Raw genomic sequence first — 18,120 nt, 5'->3', positions numbered from 1 at the left:
CCCGGCATGACCGACGACTTCACCCGCGCCTGGCGGGACTGGCGCGAGCACCGCGAGGCCGCGCTGGCCCAGCCCCACGGCTGGCTCAGCCTGACCGCGTTCCACTGGCTCGACGAGGAGCCCGCGCCCCTCGACGGCCTGCCCGGCCTCTGGTCCTCCGACGGCACCGCCGTCACCGTGACCGCAAAGGCCGCCGACGGCCTCAGCGCCGACGGGCGCGCCGTCGACGGCACCGTCGAGTTCAAGGCCCCCGCGGGCTCGGGCCCGGCCTGGGTCGACTACGGCGACAAGCGGCTCGAACTCGCCCCGCGCGGCGGCCGCCACGCCGTGCGCGTGCGCGACCCGCTCGCGCCCACCCGCACCGGCTTCACCGGCGTCCCCGCCTTCGACCCCGACCCCGCGTGGGTGGTGCGGGCCGAGTTCACGCCCGCCCCGGAACTCGTCGACGTCGGCTCGGTCCGCGAGGGCGTCGACCAGTCGCTGCACGCCGTCGGTACCGTCCGCTTCGACCTCGGCGGCGCGAGCCAGGAGCTCGTCGCGACCGACGCGGGGGAGGGCCGCCTGTGGCTGCTGTTCCGCGACCCCACCAACGGCGACACCACGGCCTCGTTCCGCCAGCTCACCGCCCCCGCTCCGGACCCGGACGGGACGGTGGAGCTCGACTTCAACCGCTCGCTCAACATGCCCTGCGCGTTCACCGACTACGGCACCTGCCCGCTCCCGCCGGGCCCGAACCGCCTCACCGCCTCGGTCACGGCGGGCGAACGCAAACCGTCATAAAGAAGATATATCGACACCGAGGCCGACGCCCTCGCGGCGGGCCGGGACACTCCCGGCCCGCACCGGCGCCGACGTAGAGTCGTGACCCGAAGCGCCCCTTGAAAGGACCCCTCGTGTTCGACGCCGTGCCCAACCCCGTCCTCTTCGACGCCTTCGGCGTCCCCACCACCCTCATCGAGGTGCTCGGGTTCGTCTCCGGCGCCCTGTGCGTGTGGCTGGTCGCCCGCCAGCACATCGCCAACTGGGGCATCGGGATCTTCAACTGCCTCATGTTCATCGTGCTGTTCACCCAGTGGGGCCTCTACGCCGACGCGGGCCTCCAGCTCGTCTTCATCGCCCTCGGCGCCTACGGCTGGTGGAACTGGGTCCGCGGCGGCGGCCCCGCCGACGACCGCCTCCCCGTCAGCCGCACCGGCCGCACCGAGTGGACCGCCCTCATCGGCGCCGGGCTCATCGGCCTCGCCGCCCTCGCCCTCCTCCTCGACCGCGCCACCGACTCGACCGTCCCGTTCTGGGACGCCCTCACCACGGTCCTGTCGCTCATGGCGACCTACGGCCAGACCCGCAAGCGCCTCGAATCCTGGTGGCTGTGGATCGCCGCCGACCTCGTCTACATCCCCTTGTACGCCTACAAGGGCCTGTACCTGACGGCGATCCTCTACGTCGGGTTCCTCGCCCTGTGCGTCCTCGGCCTCCGCAACTGGCAGAAGGACCTCCGCACCGCCGGTCTCGCGGAGGCGACCGCGTGAGCCTCCCCGAGCACGGCCTGGTCCTCGGCAAGTTCTATCCGCCGCACGCGGGCCACTTCCACCTCATCCGCCGCGCCCTCGCCGGATGCGAGCGCCTGACGGTCCTCGTCAGCCACGCCGACGTCGAGTCGATCCCCCTCGCCGACCGCGTCGCCTGGATCCAGGAGGCGTTCCCCGCGGCCCGCGTCATCGGCGCCGTCGACAACGTCCACATGGACCTCAACGACGAGGCGGTCTGGCAGGCCCACGTCGACATCTTCCAGGCCGCCGTCCCCGAGCGGATCGACGCGCTCTTCACCTCCGAGCCCTACGGCCCCGAGCTGGCCCGCCGCCTCGGCGCCGCCCACGTCCTCGTCGACCTCGACCGGAACGCCGTCCCCGTCTCCGGCACGAAGATCCGCGCCGACCCGGCCGGGAACTGGGACTACCTCGAAGGGCCCGTGCGCGCCGGCCTCGCGCTGCGCGTCGTCGCGGTCGGCGCCGAGTCGACCGGCACGACCACGATCGCCGAAGACCTCGCCGCCGCCTACGCCGCCCGCGGCGGCGTCTGGGCCGCCACGCAGTGCGTGCCCGAGTACGGGCGCGTCTACAGCGAGGAGAAGCTCGCCGCACTGCAAGCGGGCCGGCCTGGCGCGGTGTGGGCCGACGTCAGGTTCGACACCGCCGACTTCCCGCTCATCGCCGCCCGCCAGAACGACCTCGAAGAGGCCGCCGCCCGCATCGGCGGCCCGGTCCTGTTCTGCGACACCGACGCCTTCGCGACCGCCGTCTGGCACGAGCGCTACATCGGCGGCCGCAACCCCGACGTCGACCCGCTCGCCGACGCGCTGCACCACCACCTGTACCTCCTCACCGACCACGAGGGCGTCCCCTTCGAGGACGACGGCCTGCGCGACGGCGAGCACCTGCGCCCCTGGATGACCGGTCGCTTCAAGGCCGAACTGGAGCGCACCGGCCGCCCTTACGTGCAGCTCCACGGCACCCGCACCGACCGCCTCGACCAGGCCGTGCGCGCCGTCGACGCGCTCGTCGCCGCGGGCTGGGGCATCGCCGACCCGCTCCCGGAGTACCGCTGAGGCGAACCGGCTTGCCCCGCCGGGCCGCGCGGGCGCACACTTGCCACATGCGCATCCGGGCCGTGACCACTACCGACCTGCCCCTCCTCCAGGACATCGAGCGCGCCGCGGGCGAGTGCTTCCGCACCGTCGGCATGGACGCCATCGCCGACGACGAGCCGCTCACCCTCAAGGAACTCGACGACTACCGCCGCACCGGCCTCGCCTGGGCCACCGCCGACCGCGGCAGGCCCGTCGCGTACCTCATCGCCGAGCCCGTCGACGGCGCCCTCCACATCGAGCAGGTGTCCGTCCACCCCGACCGGGCCCGCCGCGGCCTCGGCCGCGCCCTCATCGACCACGCCGCCGCAGTGGCCGCCGAGCGGGGCCTCGACGCGCTCACCCTCACGACCTTCCGCGACGTGCCCTGGAACGCGCCCTACTACGAGCGGCTCGGATTCGCCCCGCTCGACGACGACGCCCTCACCTCGGGCCTGCGCGCGATCCGCGACCGCGAATCCGCCCACGGCATCGACCGCTGGCCCCGCGTCTGCATGCGCCGCCCGCTCTGACCCGCGTCCCGCGCGTCCAGCCGGTCCAGCCGCTCCGCGGCGAGGAACGCCCGCGACAGCTCCGTGCGCACCCGCGGCGCGTCCGCTCCCGCGCTCTTGAAGTAGTAGATCGACAGGTTGATGAGCGACACGAACGACGCGTACACCAGCTCGTCCTGCACCAGGTCGAGCATGATGAGCGTGCCGATCCCCAGCACCGGCACGCAGTAGATGACCAGCGTCGGCCGCCACCGGACCAGTCGCCCCGGCGGGAACTCGCCCTCGGGGACCGTCGAGAGGCCCGCGGCCCGGGCCCGCCGGTGGGTGTCGCGCTCGAACGCGATGAAGACGCTGAACACGGCCGCGGTCCACACCAGCCCGATCTGCGTCGCCAGCGGCCACCAGTCGCCCTGCACCAGGGTCGGCAGGATCACGCACAGGGAGGGCAGGACCGCCATCGACCGGAGCCCGAACTCGGTCGCATACGTGAGGAACCGCTGCCTGCCGCGCCGCGGCAGCGACGACAGCGGCGAGATCTCCGCGAACAGGTTCAGGTAGAGCCGCGCGTTCACCAGGGCGAACGAGAAGCCGACGAGCCGTGCGGGGAGGTTCCCCCACGGGTCGGGCACGACGTACCCGTCCATCCGCATCGCCGCGAAGAAGTCGAAGTCCGATCCGGCCTCGGCGACGGCGATGTTGACGACCTCGATCCACTTCGCCTGCCAGCCGATGCCGAGGTCCTCCAGCCACCAGGTCGCGACCAGCGCGGCCGTCCCCCACAGGAGGAACGCGGCCCCCCACGCCCATCGGCGCAGCCGCTGGGCCTTCCGCAGCCGCCACACGTCGGCGGTCCGGCCCTGGTCCCGCATCGCCGCGGCCTGCCGCTGGCGCACCCGCATGATCCGGCCCTGGCGGGACACCGTGCCAGATCCCGGCAGCAGGTCCTTGAGCCGCTCCATCGCCCCTTCCGGTTCGAGGCGGGCGGTTTCGCGGATGACCTCCATCTCGCGCTGGAACAGCTCGCGGATCTGGTCGATCCGGTTGCGGCCCTGCGCGGATTCGGGTGCTGCGGGGTCCTCGATCGGCGTCACGAGCAGCCGGCGGTCCGGGTCGGCGTCGACGAGGTCTTCGAGCAGGCGGGCCATGCCCGTGGAGAGCACGTAGGTGTGGTCGGGGAGGCTGCCGTCGGGGCCCAGCCCGGCGCCGCTGATCGCCAGCAGCAGCCGCCCGAGCGAGTACAAGTCCGCCTGGTCGTCGCCGTGCCCGCCCTTTCGGACCTCGGGGGCCACGTAGACGGCCTCGCCGTAGGACTCGCCCGGCAGGGTCCGGGTGTGGAGGTGGTTGACCCCCAGGTCGATGAAGCGCATGCGGGCGGTGCTGCCGAAGTCCTGGACGATGATGTTGGACGGCGACAGGTCCTCGTGGCGGTAGCCGAGCCGGACCAGGTCCGCCAGCGCGTACAGGAGCGCGTTGCCGAGCAGGTCGAGTTCGGCGATGTCGATCGGGCGGATGGCGGTCTTGCGGGGCCGGGGCTCGGTGCGGGGGCGGGTGCGAAGGCGTTCGGCGAGGGTCTGCCCGGTGAGGAAGTCCTGGAGGATCCAGTTGTCGTGGCTGGCCCAGACGACGACGAGCGGGGCGTCGTCGGGGATGAACGTGTCGAAGCGGTCGGCGTAGGTGCGGGTGGCGTCGGTGATGGCGGGAAGGCGCTGGTACGGGTAGACGATGCATTTGAGGGCGAATTCGGTTCTGCGGCTCTTCTTGGGGTCGGCGCTCTTGCCGTACAGGATGATCGAGGTGGTTCCGTGGCGGTGGAATCGCAGGGTGTCGAAGTCGATCAGGGCCCATTGGTCGAGGGTGTCCTGCGGCGCCTGGCCGGCGGCCGGGGCGTAGAGGGTCTTGAGGGCGTCGCGGACGCGCGGGTCGGCGACGAGTTCGGTGGAGAGGTGCGCGGCGGTGACCTGCGTGTCGCCGCAGGTGTAGGTCACGGTGGTCTCGCCGTGGAAGCGGGCGCGTTCGGAGCAGTGGACGGCGGTGACGGTGAGCAGGTAGAGCCCGAGGAGGCCGACGGTCTCGGGGGTGTGCCGGTGGTCGCGCGTGCCGGTCCACCAGGTCCAGAGCCGTTCGATCTCGGCGCGCTGGTGGCGGTGGAAGCGGTCGTAGTAGCCGTGTTCGTCGAGGGGGAGGTCGAGGAGGGCCTCGCGCCAGTGCTGCGGTTCCCATCGGTCGAGGGCGGCGGCCGCGGTCGGGTCGCCGTCGGCGGTGAGGGCGTCGAGGGCGGCGGCGAGGGTCTCAGTCGGCGTCGGCACGGACGCCTCCGTCGACGGTGGTGAAGCGGGGGAGGGACGCGAAGGTGCCGTCGCGCAGGCGTTTGGCGGGGATGCCGGTGACGGCGGCGTGCATGATCGCGTGGGCTTGGCGGGCGGCGGTCAGGAGCGCTCCCAGGGACATCTCGTGGCGGCGGACCTCGGGCATCCAGGGGAGGGGCGCGAGGTCGAGGACGTAGGGGCCGGTGCCGGGGTCGGTCATCCATTCCTGGAGCTGCCTGCGCTGGGTGCGGTAGCGGTCGAGGTTGGCGAGGTAGCCGCGGCCGAGGCCTTTCCTGATGCGCTCCATGTAGAGCGCGGAGAGGCGGCGGCCGGGGGAGGGGCGGCCGGGGGCGCGGAGCGGTTTGGTGGAGAGGGAGAGGACGTGGGTGCAGCCGTCGGCGAGGGCGAGGAGGTAGGGGTGGGCGGTGAGGACGCCGCCGTCGACGGCGCGGCGGCCGCGGAAGGTCCCGGCGCCGGGGACGGCGACGGGGAGCCAGCAGCTGGCGCGCAGGCCTTCGCGGAGGTCGTCCTTGTCGCGGAAGTGGGCGACGCTCTCGGTGCGCAGTTCGTCGACGAGGGTGACGGCGACGTGGAATCCGGCGGGGGCCTGGAGGATGCGGTCGTAGTCGAGGGGTTTGACGGTCTCCAGGACCTGCTCGAAGACGTAGTCGAGGTTGAGGATGCCGCGGCGGGAGGCGAAGCGGCGCATGTCGACGAACTGCTTGGTGGCGAGGTCGTCGAAGTAGATGGTGAGCGGGTACCAGGTCTCGCCGCCGGCGAAGTAGGCGGCGTTGACCGAGCCGGAGGAGCAGCTGTAGACGTCGTCGAACGCGTCGCGCAGGCCCAGGTCGTCGAGGGCGGTGAGCATGGCGGCGGAGACGACGCCGCGCATGCCGCCGCCTTCGACGGCGAGGCCGAGGCGGTGGCCGTCGCCGTGGGCGCCGGGGCGGGTCCCGGCGGCCTTGCGGGCGCGGACGAGTTCGAGGACGGGGTGGTCGTCGCTCCAGTAGTGGTCGCGGTCGGGCGAGTACAGGTCCTGCAACGGTGCCTCCGGGGGGTGGGGCGGACGGCGGGGCCGAATCCGGTCGATTGCGGCATGTCCTTCTGAGGGTACGCATCCGGGCATCGTTCCGTCATACATGCGTCACCGCAGGCGATGTCCCGCTGTGACGACCGCCTCGGGGCCCTGGACGGAATAGGCCGGGCCGGGGCACCGTTAAGGTAGATGCAAACGCATGAACTTCGATCCCGCGGAGGCGGGGAGAGCAGGCAGTCCGATGCAGTTCGGGATCTTCTCAGTCAGTGACATCACGCGCGACCCGGTCTCGGGCGAGACCCCGAGCGAGGCCGAGCGGATCGACGCGATCGTCAAGATCGCGGTCAAGGCCGAAGAGGTCGGCCTCGACGCGTTCGCGATCGGCGAGCACCACAACCCGCCGTTCTTCTCCTCCTCGCCGACGACGCTGCTCGCGCACATCGCGGCGCTCACCGAGCGGCTCGTCCTCACCACCGCGACCACGCTCATCACCACGAACGACCCGGTGCGCATCGCCGAGGAGTACGCGATGCTCCAGCACCTGTCCAAGGGCCGCATGGACCTCATGCTCGGCCGCGGCAACACCGCGCCGGTCTACCCCTGGTTCGGGCAGGACATCCGCCAGGGCCTGCCGCTCGCGCTGGAGAACTACAACCTCCTGCACAAGCTGTGGCGCGAGGACGTCGTGGACTGGGAGGGCCAGTTCCGCACGCCGCTCCAGGGCTTCACCTCGACGCCGCGCCCGCTCGACGACGTGCCGCCGTTCGTGTGGCACGGCTCGATCCGCACGCCCGAGATCGCCGAGCAGGCCGCGTTCTACGGCAACGGCTACTTCGCCAACCACATCTTCTGGCCCACCTCGCACTCCAAGCGCCTCATCGACTTCTACCGGCAGCGTTTCGAGCACTACGGGCACGGCACGCGCAAGCAGGCGATCGTCGGCGTCGGCGGCCAGGCCTACATCGCGAAGCGCAGCCAGGACGCCGTCAAGGAGTTCCGGCCCTACTTCGACGAGGCCCCCGTCTACGGCCACGGCCCGACCCTGGAGGAGTTCACGCAGGGCACGCCGCTCACCGTCGGCAGCCCCCAGGAGGTCATCGACAAGACCCTGACCTTCCACGACGCGTTCGGCGACTACCAGCGCCAGATGTTCCTCATCGACCACGCCGGGATGCCGCTGGGTATGGTCCTCGACCAGCTCGAACTGCTCGGCGGCGAGGTCGTCCCGGTGCTGCGCAAGGAGCTCGCGGCCCGCAAGGACCCCGAGTCCGCCGAGGCGCCGACCCACGCGAGCCTCGTGAAGGCGAAGTACGGCGACGGCCCGGCCCGCCAGCCGCGCCCGAACGCCAACCGCGGCGACAACGTCACCGGCGACTCGCCCTACCAGGACAGCGCCCCCGCGGGCGCCGACGAGTAAGGGGCCCGACGATGACCCGCTCACGCAGCAGGCTCGCGAACGACTCGTGGGAGTCGCTGCTGACCGCCCACGCGGCGCTCATGAAGCGGTTCGCGGCCGAGCCGATCTGGGGCGAGGTGTCGATGCGCGAGTACGACGTGCTCTACACCCTCGCCAAGCACGAGGGGCCGATCCGCCTGTTCGAGCTGGGCCGCGGCGTCCTGCTCAGCCAGCCCGCGCTGTCGCGGCTGGTCGAGCGGCTCGCCGAGCGCGGCCTGGTCGAGCGGACCCCCGACCCCGAGGACGGGCGCGGCCTGCGCCTGGGCCTGACCGCCGCCGGGCGCGAGGCCCAGCGGCGGGTCGGCGGCCGCCACGCCGTCGATGTGGCTCGCGCCGTCGCCGACGTCCTCACCGACGAGGAGATGCGCCAGCTCGAATCGATCGGCCGCAAACTCGCCGGGGCCCAGGCCCCGGCCCAGACCCGGACCACCAGCAAGGAGGCAGTGCTGTGAGCACGCCCAAGGAGCCGTACCGGCTCGCCGTCGTCAGCGCCGGCACCAGCGACCCGTCCTCGACGCGGATGCTCGCCGACCGGATCGCGTCCCGCGTCTCCGCGCTCGCGACCGAGCGCGGCGCCGCCGTCACGGTCGACGTGATCGACCTGCGCGAACTCGCGAGCGAGATCACCACCGCGATCGTCTCGCAGCTCATGGGCCCCAAGATGACCCGCGCGATCGAGGTCCTCGGCCGCGCCGACGGCGTCGTCGCCAGCGCGCCCGTCTACAAGGCCGCGCCCAGCGGCCTGTTCTCCTCGTTCTTCCACGTCCTCGACAACGACCTGCTCATCGCCAAGCCGGTGGTGCTCGCGGCGACGGCGGGGACGGCGCGGCACGCGCTGGTCGTGGACGAGCAGATGCGGTCGCTGTTCGCGTACCTGCGGACGATGACGGTGCCGACGTCGGTGTTCGCGGCGACGGAGGACTGGAACGCCGCCGAGCTCGGGGAGCGGATCGGGCGCGCGGCGATCGAGCTGCTGCTGCTCATGGAGTCCGGGTTCGCCGAGCAGGTGCGCTCGGAGTCGTGGAAGTCCTACCAGCACGAGTACGGCTCGGCGGGCGGGACGGAGCTCGACATCGACCTGAGCTCCGATCTGATGCGCCTGGCGACGGGCGGGTCGGCGAAGCCGCCGCGCCGGGACTGAACGGCCGCAAGAGCAGAGGGCCCCGGTTCGCACCGGGGCCCTCGTCGCGTGCGCGCAGTACAGTGGAGGGAACCCTTTTGGAGGCCCCCTCATGAGCGATCGCGACATGATCAGCACCGGCGAGTTCGTGGTCTACCCGCATGAAGGCCCCGCGGAGGTCATCGAGACCGTGCAGGTGGTCGCCGAGGACCCGACCGGCGGCGACTTCGCGCTGGCCGAGGACGGCCCGGAGTCCGAACAGGGGTGATCGCGTCTGTCGGGCCCGCTACGATCGGGCCATGGCGTACGCCCCTGACTTCGCGGTCCTGCTGACTCCCGGCGCGGTGTTCGACGCCGGGTGGAACGACGGGACGACCGGCGGCATCGTGCCGATGGAGATCGGCTCGGCGGTGCTGCCGACCGGCCGCATCGTCGGCTGCGACCCCCTCGTGTTCCCCGAGAACGCCCCGTACCTCGTTGCGGTGGAACCGGGTTCGTATCCGCTGATCGCGTGGGTCGCGGTGTTCTCGCGTGAAGGAAAGGAGACCGACCGGCGCAACGCCGCCCTGGAGCTGCGGGTGAGCGGGGCGCCGACGGTGGCGTGGGAGATGGCGCTGACGAGCGCGGACGCCGATGTGGCGGGATTGAGCGAGGACGGGTTCTTCGGGTACGGCGTCGACGCCGGGTGCGGGGCCCTCGCCGACGAGGCGGCGGTGCGGCCGCTGAAGGACTGGGACTTCGAGCGGACCGAGGACGAGCTCATCGGCGAGATGGACTGGGAGGGCCCGGTGACGGGCCTGGCCGCGGCGGTGACCGATCCGGCGACCGGCGCGAACGTGGTCCTGGTCGGCTCGGGCTTCGGCGACGGCGCGTACCCGACGTTCATCGGCCGCGACGCCGACGGGGCCGTGACGCGGTTCGTCACCGACTTCCTCGTCCTGCCCGATTAGGCGTCGCGGCGGCCCGGAGGCCGCCGCGACCCGTGTTCCTAGGCGCCGAGCCGGTGCAGGGCCACGGCTTCGGCGGTCTCCTCCTCGATGAGGTCGTAATTGATGAGCGCCCCGGCCTGGGCGCCCGCGACGGCGGCGGGGCCGACCTGCGCCATGAGGTCGGTGACGTTCCCCGCGGCCCACACCCCGTCGACCGCGGTGCGGCCCATGGGATCGGCGGGAATGTGCTGCCCGGCGCCCGACGGGTGCTCGACCGGCTCCAGCCCGAGCGCGGTGAGGAATCCGGCGCGGGCCTCCATGCGGGTGGCGACCGCGTACGCCTGGCGTTCGATGAGCGTCCCGTCCTGCATGCGCGCGCCTTCGGGCTCGATCGCGGCGATCTCGCCTTCGACGATGCGCACGCCGCGGGCGGTGAACCGCTCGCGCTCCTCGGCGGTCAGCTCGGGCGCGGTGTGGGTGAAGAACACGAGGTCGTCGGTCCACTGGCGGAACAGGGTCGCCTGGTGGACGGCGTTCGGGCCGGTGCCGATGACGCCGATGGCCTGGTCGCGGTGCTCCCAGCCGTGGCAGTACGGGCAGTGCATGACGTCCTTGCCCCAGCGCTCGGCCAGGCCAGGGATGTCGGGAAGCGTGTCGGTGAGGCCGGTGGCGACGAGGAGCCGCCGGGCGGCGACCTCGCGGCCGTCCTCCAGCGCGACGGTGAACCCGTCGTCGCCCTTGTCCGCCTTCGCAACGCGCCCGTCCACCACATGGCCGCCGTAGCCGCGGACCTCCTCGCGCCCTGTCGCGAGCAGCTCGCCGGGGGGCGTGCCCTCGCGGCCGAGCAGGCCGTGGACGCCGTCGGCGGGGGCGTTGCGCGGCTCGCCCGCGTCGATCACGGCCACGGTGCGGCGGGCGCGCGCGAGCACGAGCGCCCCGTTCAGCCCGGCGGCGCCGCCGCCGATCACCACGACGTCGTACCGGTCCCTCAGTTCATCGGTCACTTCGACCACCTCCTGCGGGAACGGTAGAACAGCCCTCGCGAAACCGGCAAACTTTCTTGCCGGTATGGCAAACTCGGAGGCATGGATCCGGACCAGAGCCTCGACAAGGCCCTCGACGCGGTCGGCCCGCGCCTGCGCGCCCTCCGCAAGCAGCGCGAGGCCACCCTCGCCGACCTCGCCGAGCAGACGGGCATCTCGGTGAGCACGCTCTCGCGCCTCGAATCCGGGGCGCGGCGGCCCACCCTGGAACTGCTGCTGCCCTTGGCGAAAGCCCACGGCGTCACCCTCGACGAACTCGTCGACGCCCCGCCGACGGGCGACCCGCGCATCCACCTGCGCCCGGTCGTGCGCCACGGCATGGTCCACCTGCCGCTGACCCGCCGCCCCGGCGGCATCCAGGCGTACAAGCTCATCATCCCCGCCGGGTCGCCGAGCGAGCCGGACCCGCAGGTCCACGAGGGGTACGAGTGGATGTACGTCCTCAACGGGCGGCTGCGGGTGGTCCTGGGCGAGCACGACTTCGTGATGAAGCCCGGCGAGGCCGCCGAGTTCGACACGCGCACGCCGCACTGGTTCGGCCGCGCGGGGGAGGAGTCGGTGGAGTTCCTGAGCCTCTTCGGCTCCCAGGGCGAGCGGGCCCACCTGCGCGCGAAGCCCAAGGGCCGGGCCGATTCGAGCGGCTAGTCCAGGAAGCCGAGCACGTGCGCGAGGCCCCGCTCACCGGTGCGGGCCTCGCCCGGCAGGATGAACGCCCGTAGCCCCGACGCGGCCGCGCCGCCGTCCTTCGCCGGGTTGTCCCCGACCATGAGCGCCGCCCGCGGGTCCACCCCGAGCCGCTCGCACGCGGCCCGGAACAGCACCGGGTCGGGCTTCTCGGTCCCGAACTGGTACGACACGATCCGCACGTCCACCAGGTCTTCGAGCCCGAAGTGCTCCATGTGGACGCCCACGTCCCACGGGAAGTCCGAGACGATCCCGGTCTTGATCCCGCGCCGCCGCAGCTCCCGCAGCAGCGGCTCGGTGTCCGGGTACGGCACCCACGCGTCGGGCGCGGCGATCAGCTCGTACGCCGTCGCCTCGATCCCCTGCAGGTAGTCGACCCGCTCGAACCACGCGAACAGCGCCGCCCGGTGCTGCCCGGCCGATTCGTCCCGCCCGACCTGCGCCGCCGCCACCTCGGGAATCCGGTACGCCTCGTACAGCTGCGCCGCGGTCTTCTCGACCATCGCCGCGTCGATCGGCTTCCCGGCCGCCTCGGCGACCCGCCGCAGCCACGTCGGGATGTCGATGAGCTTGAAGATCGTGTTGCTGAAGTCGAACAGCACCGCCTCGATCGGCGGCACCGGCCCGGCCTGCTCGGCCTCGGTCGGCCGGTACGCGGCGGCGGAGTCGAAGAGGTTGTAGATCACGGGCGGCCTTCCGTTCGCGCGGGCATCACCCGCAACCGTAACCGCCCCGAACCGCCCGAACCCACCCCCACGCCCCACCTCACACAACCGTCCCCATACATTCGCAGCCCGTTCACCTCGACCTGGTGCGTATCATGAGGACGATCCCGCCACCTCGAAAGGCGAACCCCCTTGCGACGCTTGCACCTCACCGCCGCCATCCTGCTGCTCGCGTTCTCCGCCGGGTGCGGTGCGCCGACCGCGGACACGGCCGACCTCCCGGCGAGTACCACTGCGATGGCGATCGCCGACGGCGTCGACCTCCAGTTCCGGATGATGACCAATCCCGACGGCGCCGACGACCACGAGGAGTGCCGGGAACGCCACCCCGCCACCGACGGAGTGAGCCCGCCGGCGCACGCGCCCGCGGAAGACCCGTTCACCGCGTGCGTCGCCTTCGAGCGGACCTACGGAACTGCGGTGTGGGAGGTGGAGTTCGGTCCGGCGTTCCTCACCGGCGAGCACGTGGAGTACGTCGACTACGACTACGGGACCGCGGGCATCCCCGTCGTCTACCTCGTCCTCGACGAGGAGGGCGTCGAGGCGTGGAACGACGCGGTCGGATCATCGGGTCAGCCGCAGATCGTCCTCGACGGTGAGGTCTACCAGATGCCGCTCCTGGAGCTGAGCGTGAACGACATCGTCAACATCCAAGGTCTCGGCACCATCGAGGAGGCCGAGGAGATCGCCACGACCCTCGCCGAAGGCCGCTCCGACTGACCCGGCGGTGTGCCGGGCCCGGGTCCCCGCGAGCTGATCGGGGACCCGGGGCCGGAGTCTCTTATGCCTCGAAGGCGCTGGAGAAGGAGGTGTCGAACTGGTCGGCGGCGTCGAGGGGGTCGATGATGCCGAGGGCGGCGTAGCCGTCGGACTGGTCCTGCTGGGAGGCGATGATCGCGTCGGTGACCGGGCCGAGGGTGACGGGGGCGCGGGTCTCGGTGGCGGTGACGACGTCGAGGGGGAGGCCGGTGAGGGCGGCGTACTGCTCGGTCCAGGCGTCGAGGTTCGCGTAGCGCCACTGCTGGGCCCGGCCGTAGCGGTCGATGTAGTCGGCGAGGGCGTCGGTGTACGCCGCGTCCTCGATGATCTCGGTGCGCGCCGAGAGCAGGCCGATGCTCGGGAAGTAGTCGGCGCCCGTGGCGACCAGGGTCGCCCCGGCCAGCTCCGCCTGGGACCAGTAGATGCCGAGGGTCGCGACCGCGTCCACTTCGCCGTTCGCGAGCGCGGTGTTCGCGTCGACGACCGGCAGGTTCGCGGTCTCGATGTCGTCGAGCGTCAGGCCGACGGATTCGAGGGCCTTCACCACGTGGTACTGCGTGATCGTGCCCTCCTGGAAGGACACCTTGCGGCCCTTGAGGTCCGCCACCGTCGAAATGCCGGTGCCGGCACCGGCGAGGATCGCGTTGAAGGACGTCGCCGGGTCGTCCACGGTGGTCGCGGCGACGGCCTTGAGCGGGACGCCGTTCGCGGCCGCGAAGATCAGCGGCGTGTCGGCGGTGAAGCCGACGTCGACGGCGCCCGCGCCCGCGGCCTCGATGTACTCGGGCCCGGCGTTGACGAACTGCTTCCACTCGATCGCATACGGCAGGTCGGCGTCGAGGCCCGCGGCCTTGAACAGCTCCTGCGTGACCGGGGCGGCGCCGAGTTCGCCGACCCGCAGCGTGACGCCGGAGCCGTCGTCGTCGGAGCACGCGGCCAGGCCGAGCGCGGCGAGCGGTGCGGCGGCAGCGGCGCCGAGGATCGTTCTGCGGGTGGTCATCTCAATTGCCTTTCAAAGGGATGGGGGATCGGGCTAGTCGGCGGCGAGTTCGGCTTCTTGCTGGATCGCCTTGATCTCCTCGGGGCCGAACGCGAGCGGCCCCGGGGTGTAGGTGACGGCGGTGAGCTCGCCGTTGAACGGGAACAGGCCGCGCCGCTCGCGCAGGTCCCACAGGACCGGGCCGCGGGCGTCGCGCCCGACCGAGATCCCGGTCCACGGGGCCATGCCGACGAGCTGGAACCGGCCCGGCAGGTCCGCCACCGGCACCGGCTCGCGCACCCCGTCGCCGACGGCGAGCGTGAAGTCCCAGCGCAGCCGCGGCGTCGCGGCCGCGGTCAGGCGGATCAGGCGCGTCCCGGCGGGGATCTCGGCGCCGACGACCGCGGTGCGCCCGAACTGGTTGTACCCGAAGTGGACGCGACCGTCCTCGACGTACAGCACGTACCCGCCCAGCGGGTCGCCGTGCGCGACGAGCACGCCGTCGCCGCCGTCCCCGGCCAGCTCCGCGTCCACGGTGAAGGACCGGTACTGGATCAGCTGCGCCGACCGGAACCGCTCCAGGACCGGCGTGCCCGGCAGGATCCGCACCGGATCGGCAAGGCGCGCATGGGAAGGCCGCCGCGACCGCGGCCCGCCGAAGCCCTGCCCGAGCGGGAACACCGTGTTGCGCCACGCCGCGGCCTCCCACGCCGCCGCCAGCTCCCGCACCAGGTCCGGGTGCTCGCCGGCGACGTTGCGGATCTCCGTCGGGTCCGCGGCGACGTCGTACAGCTCCCACTCGTTGTCGTCGAACGGCGTCCCCGCCTGGTGCAGCGTGACGAGCTTCCAGCCGTCCCGGTAGTAGCCGCGGTGCCCGCCGAACTCGGCGTACTGCTCGGTGTGCGGGCTGGCCAGCTCGCCCTTGCGCAGCACCTCGGCCAGGCTCACCCCGTCCCGGTCCTGCGCCTCGCGCCCCGCCCGGTGCGACGGCGCCTCCAGCCCCGCCAGCTCCAGCAGGGTCGGGAACAGGTCGGTGACGTACCCGTACTGGTGCCGCACCCCGTCGTCGCCCTCGGCGCGGGCGAGCCCGGCCGGCCACGACACGATGAGCGGCACCCGCACCCCGCCCGCGAACGTCTGCCCCTTGTAGAACCGGAACGGCGTGTTCGACGCCTGCGCCCAGCCCCGCGGGTAGTGCACGCCGAGCTTCGCCGAGCCGATGAGCTCCGGGTCGTGCGGCACGTCGCGCTCCCAGTCCGCGGGCACCGGGTGGTGCACGAACTGCGAGAAGTACGTGCGGGTCCCGACCGGGCCGCCCTCGGCGGTCCCGCCGTTGTCGGAGGTGAACACCACGATCGTGTTGTCCAGCTCCCCGAGCGCCTCCACGGTGTCGAGGATCCGGCCCACCGACTGGTCGACCGAGTCGACCATCGCCGCGTACACCTCCATGTAGCGCGCGTACCGGTCCCGCTCCTCCTCGCCCAGCGAGTCCCACGCGGGCACGTCGAACCCGGGCACGGTGTTCTCCGCGGCCTCCGTCCCCTCCGGGAACAGGCCGTCGGCGAGCTGCTTCGCGAAGCGCGCCTTGCGCACCGCGTCCCACCCGTGCCCGTACCTCCCGCGGTACTTCGCGATGTCGCCGGCCTTCGCCTGGTGCGGGCCGTGCATCGCCACGTGCGCGAAGTACAGGAAGAACGGCTTCGACCCGTCGTGCGCGCGCAGGTCCTTGATGAGCGACACGGCCCGGTCGGTCAGGTCGTCGGTGAGGTAGTACCCGTCCGGGTACTCCTCCACGGTGGACGCGTCGTTGTCGACCGTGAGCTGGTTGGGGTGGAAGAACGAGTTCAGGCCCTCCAGGGACCCGTAGTAGCGGTCGAAGCCGCGCTGGAGCGGCCAGGAGTCCTTGGTGCGCCCCGGCGCGAGGTTCGCGTCCCGCGCCAGATGCCACTTGCCGATCGCGTACGTCGCGTACCCGTTGGCGCGCAGCGCCTCCGGCAGGCTCAGCACGTCGTCGGCCAGCTCCAGGCGCAGCCCTGGGAAGCCCGGGTCGGAGTTCGCGACGGACCCGTACCCGGCCCGGTGCGGGTTCAGGCCGGTCAGCAGCGCCGCGCGGGCGGGGGAGCACACCGGCGTCGTGTGGTAGTTCGACAACCGCACCCCCGCGGCCGCGAGCCGGTCGAGGTTCGGCGTGTCGATCTCGGACCCGAACGGCCCGATGTCGCTGTAGCCCATGTCGTCCAGCAGCACCACGATGATGTTCGGGGCGCCCTCGGGCGCGGTCGCCTCCTCGGGCCACCACGGGGTCGACTCGGCCGCGGTGCGCCCGATCTCGCCGCCGAAGCCCTCGTAGCCGCGGGCGTGCTCGGGGATGGTCATGATGTCTTCTCCTGTCAGCGTTCGGATTCGGCGACGCCCAGCTCCGCGAGGAGCCGGTCGCGCAGGTCGGCGAACTCCCGGGAGCGCCGCGGCGCCGTCCCGGGCAGCTCCACGCGCGCGTCGAGCGAGATGCGGCCCTCGGTGAGCACCAGGACCCGGTCGGCGAGCGCGATCGCCTCCTCGACGTCGTGCGTCACCAGCAGCACCGACGGCCGGTGGACGGCCCACAGGCGCCGCAGCAGCGCGTGCATCTTCAAGCGCGTCAACGCGTCCAGGGCCCCGAACGGCTCGTCGAGGAGCAGCAGCTCCGGTTCGCGCACCAGGGCCCGCGCGAGCGCCGCGCGCTGGCCCTCGCCGCCCGAGAGCGTGTGCGGCCACGCCTTCGCCTTGTCCGCCAGGCCGACCTCTTCAAGGACCGCCAGCCCCTGCGCCCGTGCGGTCTTGCCGCGGCGGCCGAGCACCACGTTGTCGAGGACCCGCTTCCACGGCAGGAGCCGGGCGTCCTGGAAGGCCACGGCCCGCCGCGCGGGCACCGCGACCTCGCCGCCGTACTCGGTGTCGAGCCCGGCGAGGACGCGCAGGAGCGTCGACTTGCCCGAGCCCGAGCGGCCCAGCAGCGCCGTGAACTCGCCGGGGGCGATGTCGAGGTCCACGCCCTGGAGGACGTGCTGCGCCCCGAAGGACTTGTCGAGCGCCCTGACCGCGACGGCGGCCGGGGCCGCTACCGCGCGTTGAAGGTCCGTCGCCACGGCAGGACCCTCCCTTCGGTGAAGCGGACGAGCCGGTCCGAGACCAGCCCGAGGAGGCCGTAGACGACCAGGCCGACGACGATGACGTCGGTCTGGGCGAAGCTGCGCGCCTGGGTCATGAGGAAGCCGATGCCGCTGGTGGCGTTGATCTGCTCGGACACCACCAGGACCAGCCACGAGATCGCGGTCGCGAACCGCAGGCCGGTGAAGAACCCCGGCAGCGCCCCCGGCAGGATCACGTGGCGCACCAGGCCGATCCGGCCCAGTTCGGCGGTGCGCGCGAGCTCGGCGAAGCGCGGGTCCAGGCCGCGGATCGCCGCGTGCGTGTTCACGTACACCGGGAACGCGGTCGCGAACACCACCAGGAAGACCTTGACCTCCTCGCCGATGCCGAACCACACGATCGCCAAGGGCACCAGCGCGAGCGCGGGGATGGCGCGCAGGATCTGCATGGGCCCGTCGATGAGGTCCTCGCCGAAGCGGAACAGTCCCGCGACCACGGCCAGGGCCGCGCCGATCGCCACGCCGAGGGCGAGGCCGGTCGCCGCCCGGCCGAGGGACACCAGCAGGTGCTCCTGCAGGCGCCCGGTCTCGACCAGGTCGGCGCCGGCGGCGATCACCGTCGAGGGCGCGGCGAGTGTCTGCTCGGGGATGAGCCCGGTCGCGGAGCCGATCTGCCACAGCGCCACCAGCACGACCGGCCCGATGAGGACGCGGAGCCGGTCCAGGCGCAGGCGGGCCAGGGCGGCCGTGATATCGATCTGTCCGATGGATTTGATGGGAATTGAAGTCATCGTGTGCCCCAAGGGATCGATCCCCCGGA

The 18,120-nt window shown here is 72.4% G+C and carries 18 protein-coding genes; 11 read left to right on the top strand and 7 right to left on the bottom strand.

The features are described from left to right. The first annotated feature begins 6 nt into the window (after positions 1-6). From WA640_RS13560 to WA640_RS13545, 4 genes are all read left to right on the top strand, one after another. Positions 7-780 (top strand): DUF1684 domain-containing protein, encoded by a 774-nt coding sequence (locus WA640_RS13560; protein WP_335988235.1) that lies wholly within the window; start codon positions 7-9, stop codon positions 778-780. A 113-nt stretch (positions 781-893) separates the two neighbouring features. Beyond that, the gene (gene pnuC / locus WA640_RS13555) at positions 894-1,529 is read left to right on the top strand and encodes a nicotinamide riboside transporter PnuC (RefSeq protein ID WP_106365596.1); all 636 of its coding nucleotides are present in this window, start codon (positions 894-896) and stop codon (positions 1,527-1,529) included. After that, complete coding sequence (locus WA640_RS13550) at positions 1,526-2,605, top strand: AAA family ATPase (RefSeq protein WP_335988233.1); 1,080 nt, start codon at positions 1,526-1,528, stop codon at positions 2,603-2,605. Before pnuC ends, WA640_RS13550 begins: the two co-directional genes overlap by 4 nt. 47 nt (positions 2,606-2,652) lie before the next feature. Then, positions 2,653-3,156 (top strand): GNAT family N-acetyltransferase, encoded by a 504-nt coding sequence (locus WA640_RS13545; protein ID WP_335988230.1) that lies wholly within the window; start codon positions 2,653-2,655, stop codon positions 3,154-3,156. Positions 3,157-5,424: 2,268 nt separating this feature from the next. Here the strand turns inward: WA640_RS13545 and WA640_RS13540 are convergent. Beyond that, complete coding sequence (locus WA640_RS13540) at positions 5,425-6,483, bottom strand: patatin-like phospholipase family protein (RefSeq protein ID WP_335988229.1); 1,059 nt, start codon at positions 6,481-6,483, stop codon at positions 5,425-5,427. A gap of 235 nt (positions 6,484-6,718) precedes the next feature. Here WA640_RS13540 and WA640_RS13535 point away from each other — a divergent pair, with 235 nt between their 5' ends. The 5 genes from WA640_RS13535 to WA640_RS13515 all read left to right on the top strand — a co-directional run bounded on the left by WA640_RS13535 (position 6,719) and on the right by WA640_RS13515 (position 10,003). Continuing rightward, the gene (locus tag WA640_RS13535; RefSeq protein WP_106365601.1) at positions 6,719-7,894 is read left to right on the top strand and encodes an LLM class flavin-dependent oxidoreductase; all 1,176 of its coding nucleotides are present in this window, start codon (positions 6,719-6,721) and stop codon (positions 7,892-7,894) included. A gap of 11 nt (positions 7,895-7,905) precedes the next feature. Continuing rightward, positions 7,906-8,385 carry a MarR family winged helix-turn-helix transcriptional regulator gene (locus WA640_RS13530; protein WP_106365602.1) on the top strand — a complete coding sequence of 160 codons (480 nt, stop codon included), beginning with the start codon at positions 7,906-7,908 and terminating at the stop codon, positions 8,383-8,385. Then, the gene (locus WA640_RS13525) at positions 8,382-9,074 is read left to right on the top strand and encodes a CE1759 family FMN reductase (protein ID WP_106365603.1); all 693 of its coding nucleotides are present in this window, start codon (positions 8,382-8,384) and stop codon (positions 9,072-9,074) included. The genes WA640_RS13530 and WA640_RS13525 overlap by 4 nt, the downstream gene beginning before the upstream one ends. 91 nt (positions 9,075-9,165) lie before the next feature. Continuing rightward, the gene (locus WA640_RS13520; protein WP_181245874.1) at positions 9,166-9,321 is read left to right on the top strand and encodes a hypothetical protein; all 156 of its coding nucleotides are present in this window, start codon (positions 9,166-9,168) and stop codon (positions 9,319-9,321) included. Between the two features lie 31 nt (positions 9,322-9,352). After that, positions 9,353-10,003 carry a DUF4241 domain-containing protein gene (locus tag WA640_RS13515; protein ID WP_335988226.1) on the top strand — a complete coding sequence of 217 codons (651 nt, stop codon included), beginning with the start codon at positions 9,353-9,355 and terminating at the stop codon, positions 10,001-10,003. 38 nt (positions 10,004-10,041) lie between these two features. On the opposite strand, the gene WA640_RS13510 is transcribed toward WA640_RS13515, so the two are convergent. Then, positions 10,042-10,986, bottom strand: coding sequence for an NAD(P)/FAD-dependent oxidoreductase (locus WA640_RS13510; RefSeq protein ID WP_335988225.1), 945 nt, complete (start codon positions 10,984-10,986; stop codon positions 10,042-10,044). Positions 10,987-11,067: 81 nt separating this feature from the next. Between WA640_RS13510 and WA640_RS13505 the strand changes: the two genes are divergently transcribed. Next, positions 11,068-11,670, top strand: a complete 603-nt coding sequence (locus tag WA640_RS13505; protein ID WP_335988223.1) for a helix-turn-helix domain-containing protein — start codon at positions 11,068-11,070, stop codon at positions 11,668-11,670. Here WA640_RS13505 and WA640_RS13500 read toward each other — a convergent pair. Further along, positions 11,667-12,395, bottom strand: coding sequence for an HAD family hydrolase (locus WA640_RS13500; protein ID WP_335988222.1), 729 nt, complete (start codon positions 12,393-12,395; stop codon positions 11,667-11,669). The two genes, WA640_RS13505 and WA640_RS13500, sit on opposite strands and share 4 nt — an antisense overlap. Before the next feature lie 171 nt (positions 12,396-12,566). Between WA640_RS13500 and WA640_RS13495 the strand changes: the two genes are divergently transcribed. Continuing rightward, positions 12,567-13,154: a SecDF P1 head subdomain-containing protein gene (locus tag WA640_RS13495; protein ID WP_335988221.1), complete on the top strand. Its 588-nt coding sequence runs from the start codon at positions 12,567-12,569 to the stop codon at positions 13,152-13,154. A 61-nt stretch (positions 13,155-13,215) separates the two neighbouring features. Here the strand turns inward: WA640_RS13495 and WA640_RS13490 are convergent, their stop codons facing one another. From WA640_RS13490 to WA640_RS13475, 4 genes are read right to left on the bottom strand one after another with little or no spacing between them, the layout of a single operon-like run. Further along, on the bottom strand, positions 13,216-14,193 hold the full coding sequence (locus tag WA640_RS13490; protein ID WP_335988219.1) for an ABC transporter substrate-binding protein: 978 nt from the start codon (positions 14,191-14,193) through the stop codon (positions 13,216-13,218). Between the two features lie 33 nt (positions 14,194-14,226). Next, a complete protein-coding gene (locus tag WA640_RS13485) occupies positions 14,227-16,548 on the bottom strand; it encodes an arylsulfatase (RefSeq protein WP_335988218.1) in 2,322 nt (773 codons plus the stop codon). 14 nt (positions 16,549-16,562) lie between these two features. Beyond that, positions 16,563-17,297 (bottom strand): ABC transporter ATP-binding protein, encoded by a 735-nt coding sequence (locus WA640_RS13480; protein ID WP_335988217.1) that lies wholly within the window; start codon positions 17,295-17,297, stop codon positions 16,563-16,565. Then, positions 17,270-18,091: an ABC transporter permease gene (locus tag WA640_RS13475; RefSeq protein WP_335988216.1), complete on the bottom strand. Its 822-nt coding sequence runs from the start codon at positions 18,089-18,091 to the stop codon at positions 17,270-17,272. The genes WA640_RS13480 and WA640_RS13475 overlap by 28 nt, the downstream gene beginning before the upstream one ends. Between the last annotated feature and the right edge of the window lie 29 nt (positions 18,092-18,120).

The organism is Glycomyces sp. MUSA5-2, from assembly GCF_037034145.1.
Taxonomy (GTDB): domain Bacteria; phylum Actinomycetota; class Actinomycetes; order Mycobacteriales; family Micromonosporaceae; genus Glycomyces; species Glycomyces artemisiae.
The sequence above is the reverse complement of the archived record's forward strand: the minus strand, read 5'-3'. Positions and strand labels throughout refer to the sequence as shown.

What these genes read in the sequence shown, in the direction of transcription:
- WA640_RS13505 (WP_335988223.1), top strand. Translation starts at nt 11,068, where the DNA reads ATGGATCCGGACCAGAGCCTCGACAAGGCCCTCGACGCGGTCGGCCCG.
- WA640_RS13490 (WP_335988219.1), bottom strand. Translation starts at nt 14,193, where the DNA reads ATGACCACCCGCAGAACGATCCTCGGCGCCGCTGCCGCCGCACCGCTC.
- WA640_RS13520 (WP_181245874.1), top strand. Translation starts at nt 9,166, where the DNA reads ATGAGCGATCGCGACATGATCAGCACCGGCGAGTTCGTGGTCTACCCG.
- WA640_RS13485 (WP_335988218.1), bottom strand. Translation starts at nt 16,548, where the DNA reads ATGACCATCCCCGAGCACGCCCGCGGCTACGAGGGCTTCGGCGGCGAG.
- WA640_RS13475 (WP_335988216.1), bottom strand. Translation starts at nt 18,091, where the DNA reads ATGACTTCAATTCCCATCAAATCCATCGGACAGATCGATATCACGGCC.
- WA640_RS13560 (WP_335988235.1), top strand. Translation starts at nt 7, where the DNA reads ATGACCGACGACTTCACCCGCGCCTGGCGGGACTGGCGCGAGCACCGC.
- WA640_RS13530 (WP_106365602.1), top strand. Translation starts at nt 7,906, where the DNA reads ATGACCCGCTCACGCAGCAGGCTCGCGAACGACTCGTGGGAGTCGCTG.
- WA640_RS13515 (WP_335988226.1), top strand. Translation starts at nt 9,353, where the DNA reads ATGGCGTACGCCCCTGACTTCGCGGTCCTGCTGACTCCCGGCGCGGTG.
- WA640_RS13545 (WP_335988230.1), top strand. Translation starts at nt 2,653, where the DNA reads ATGCGCATCCGGGCCGTGACCACTACCGACCTGCCCCTCCTCCAGGAC.
- WA640_RS13535 (WP_106365601.1), top strand. Translation starts at nt 6,719, where the DNA reads ATGCAGTTCGGGATCTTCTCAGTCAGTGACATCACGCGCGACCCGGTC.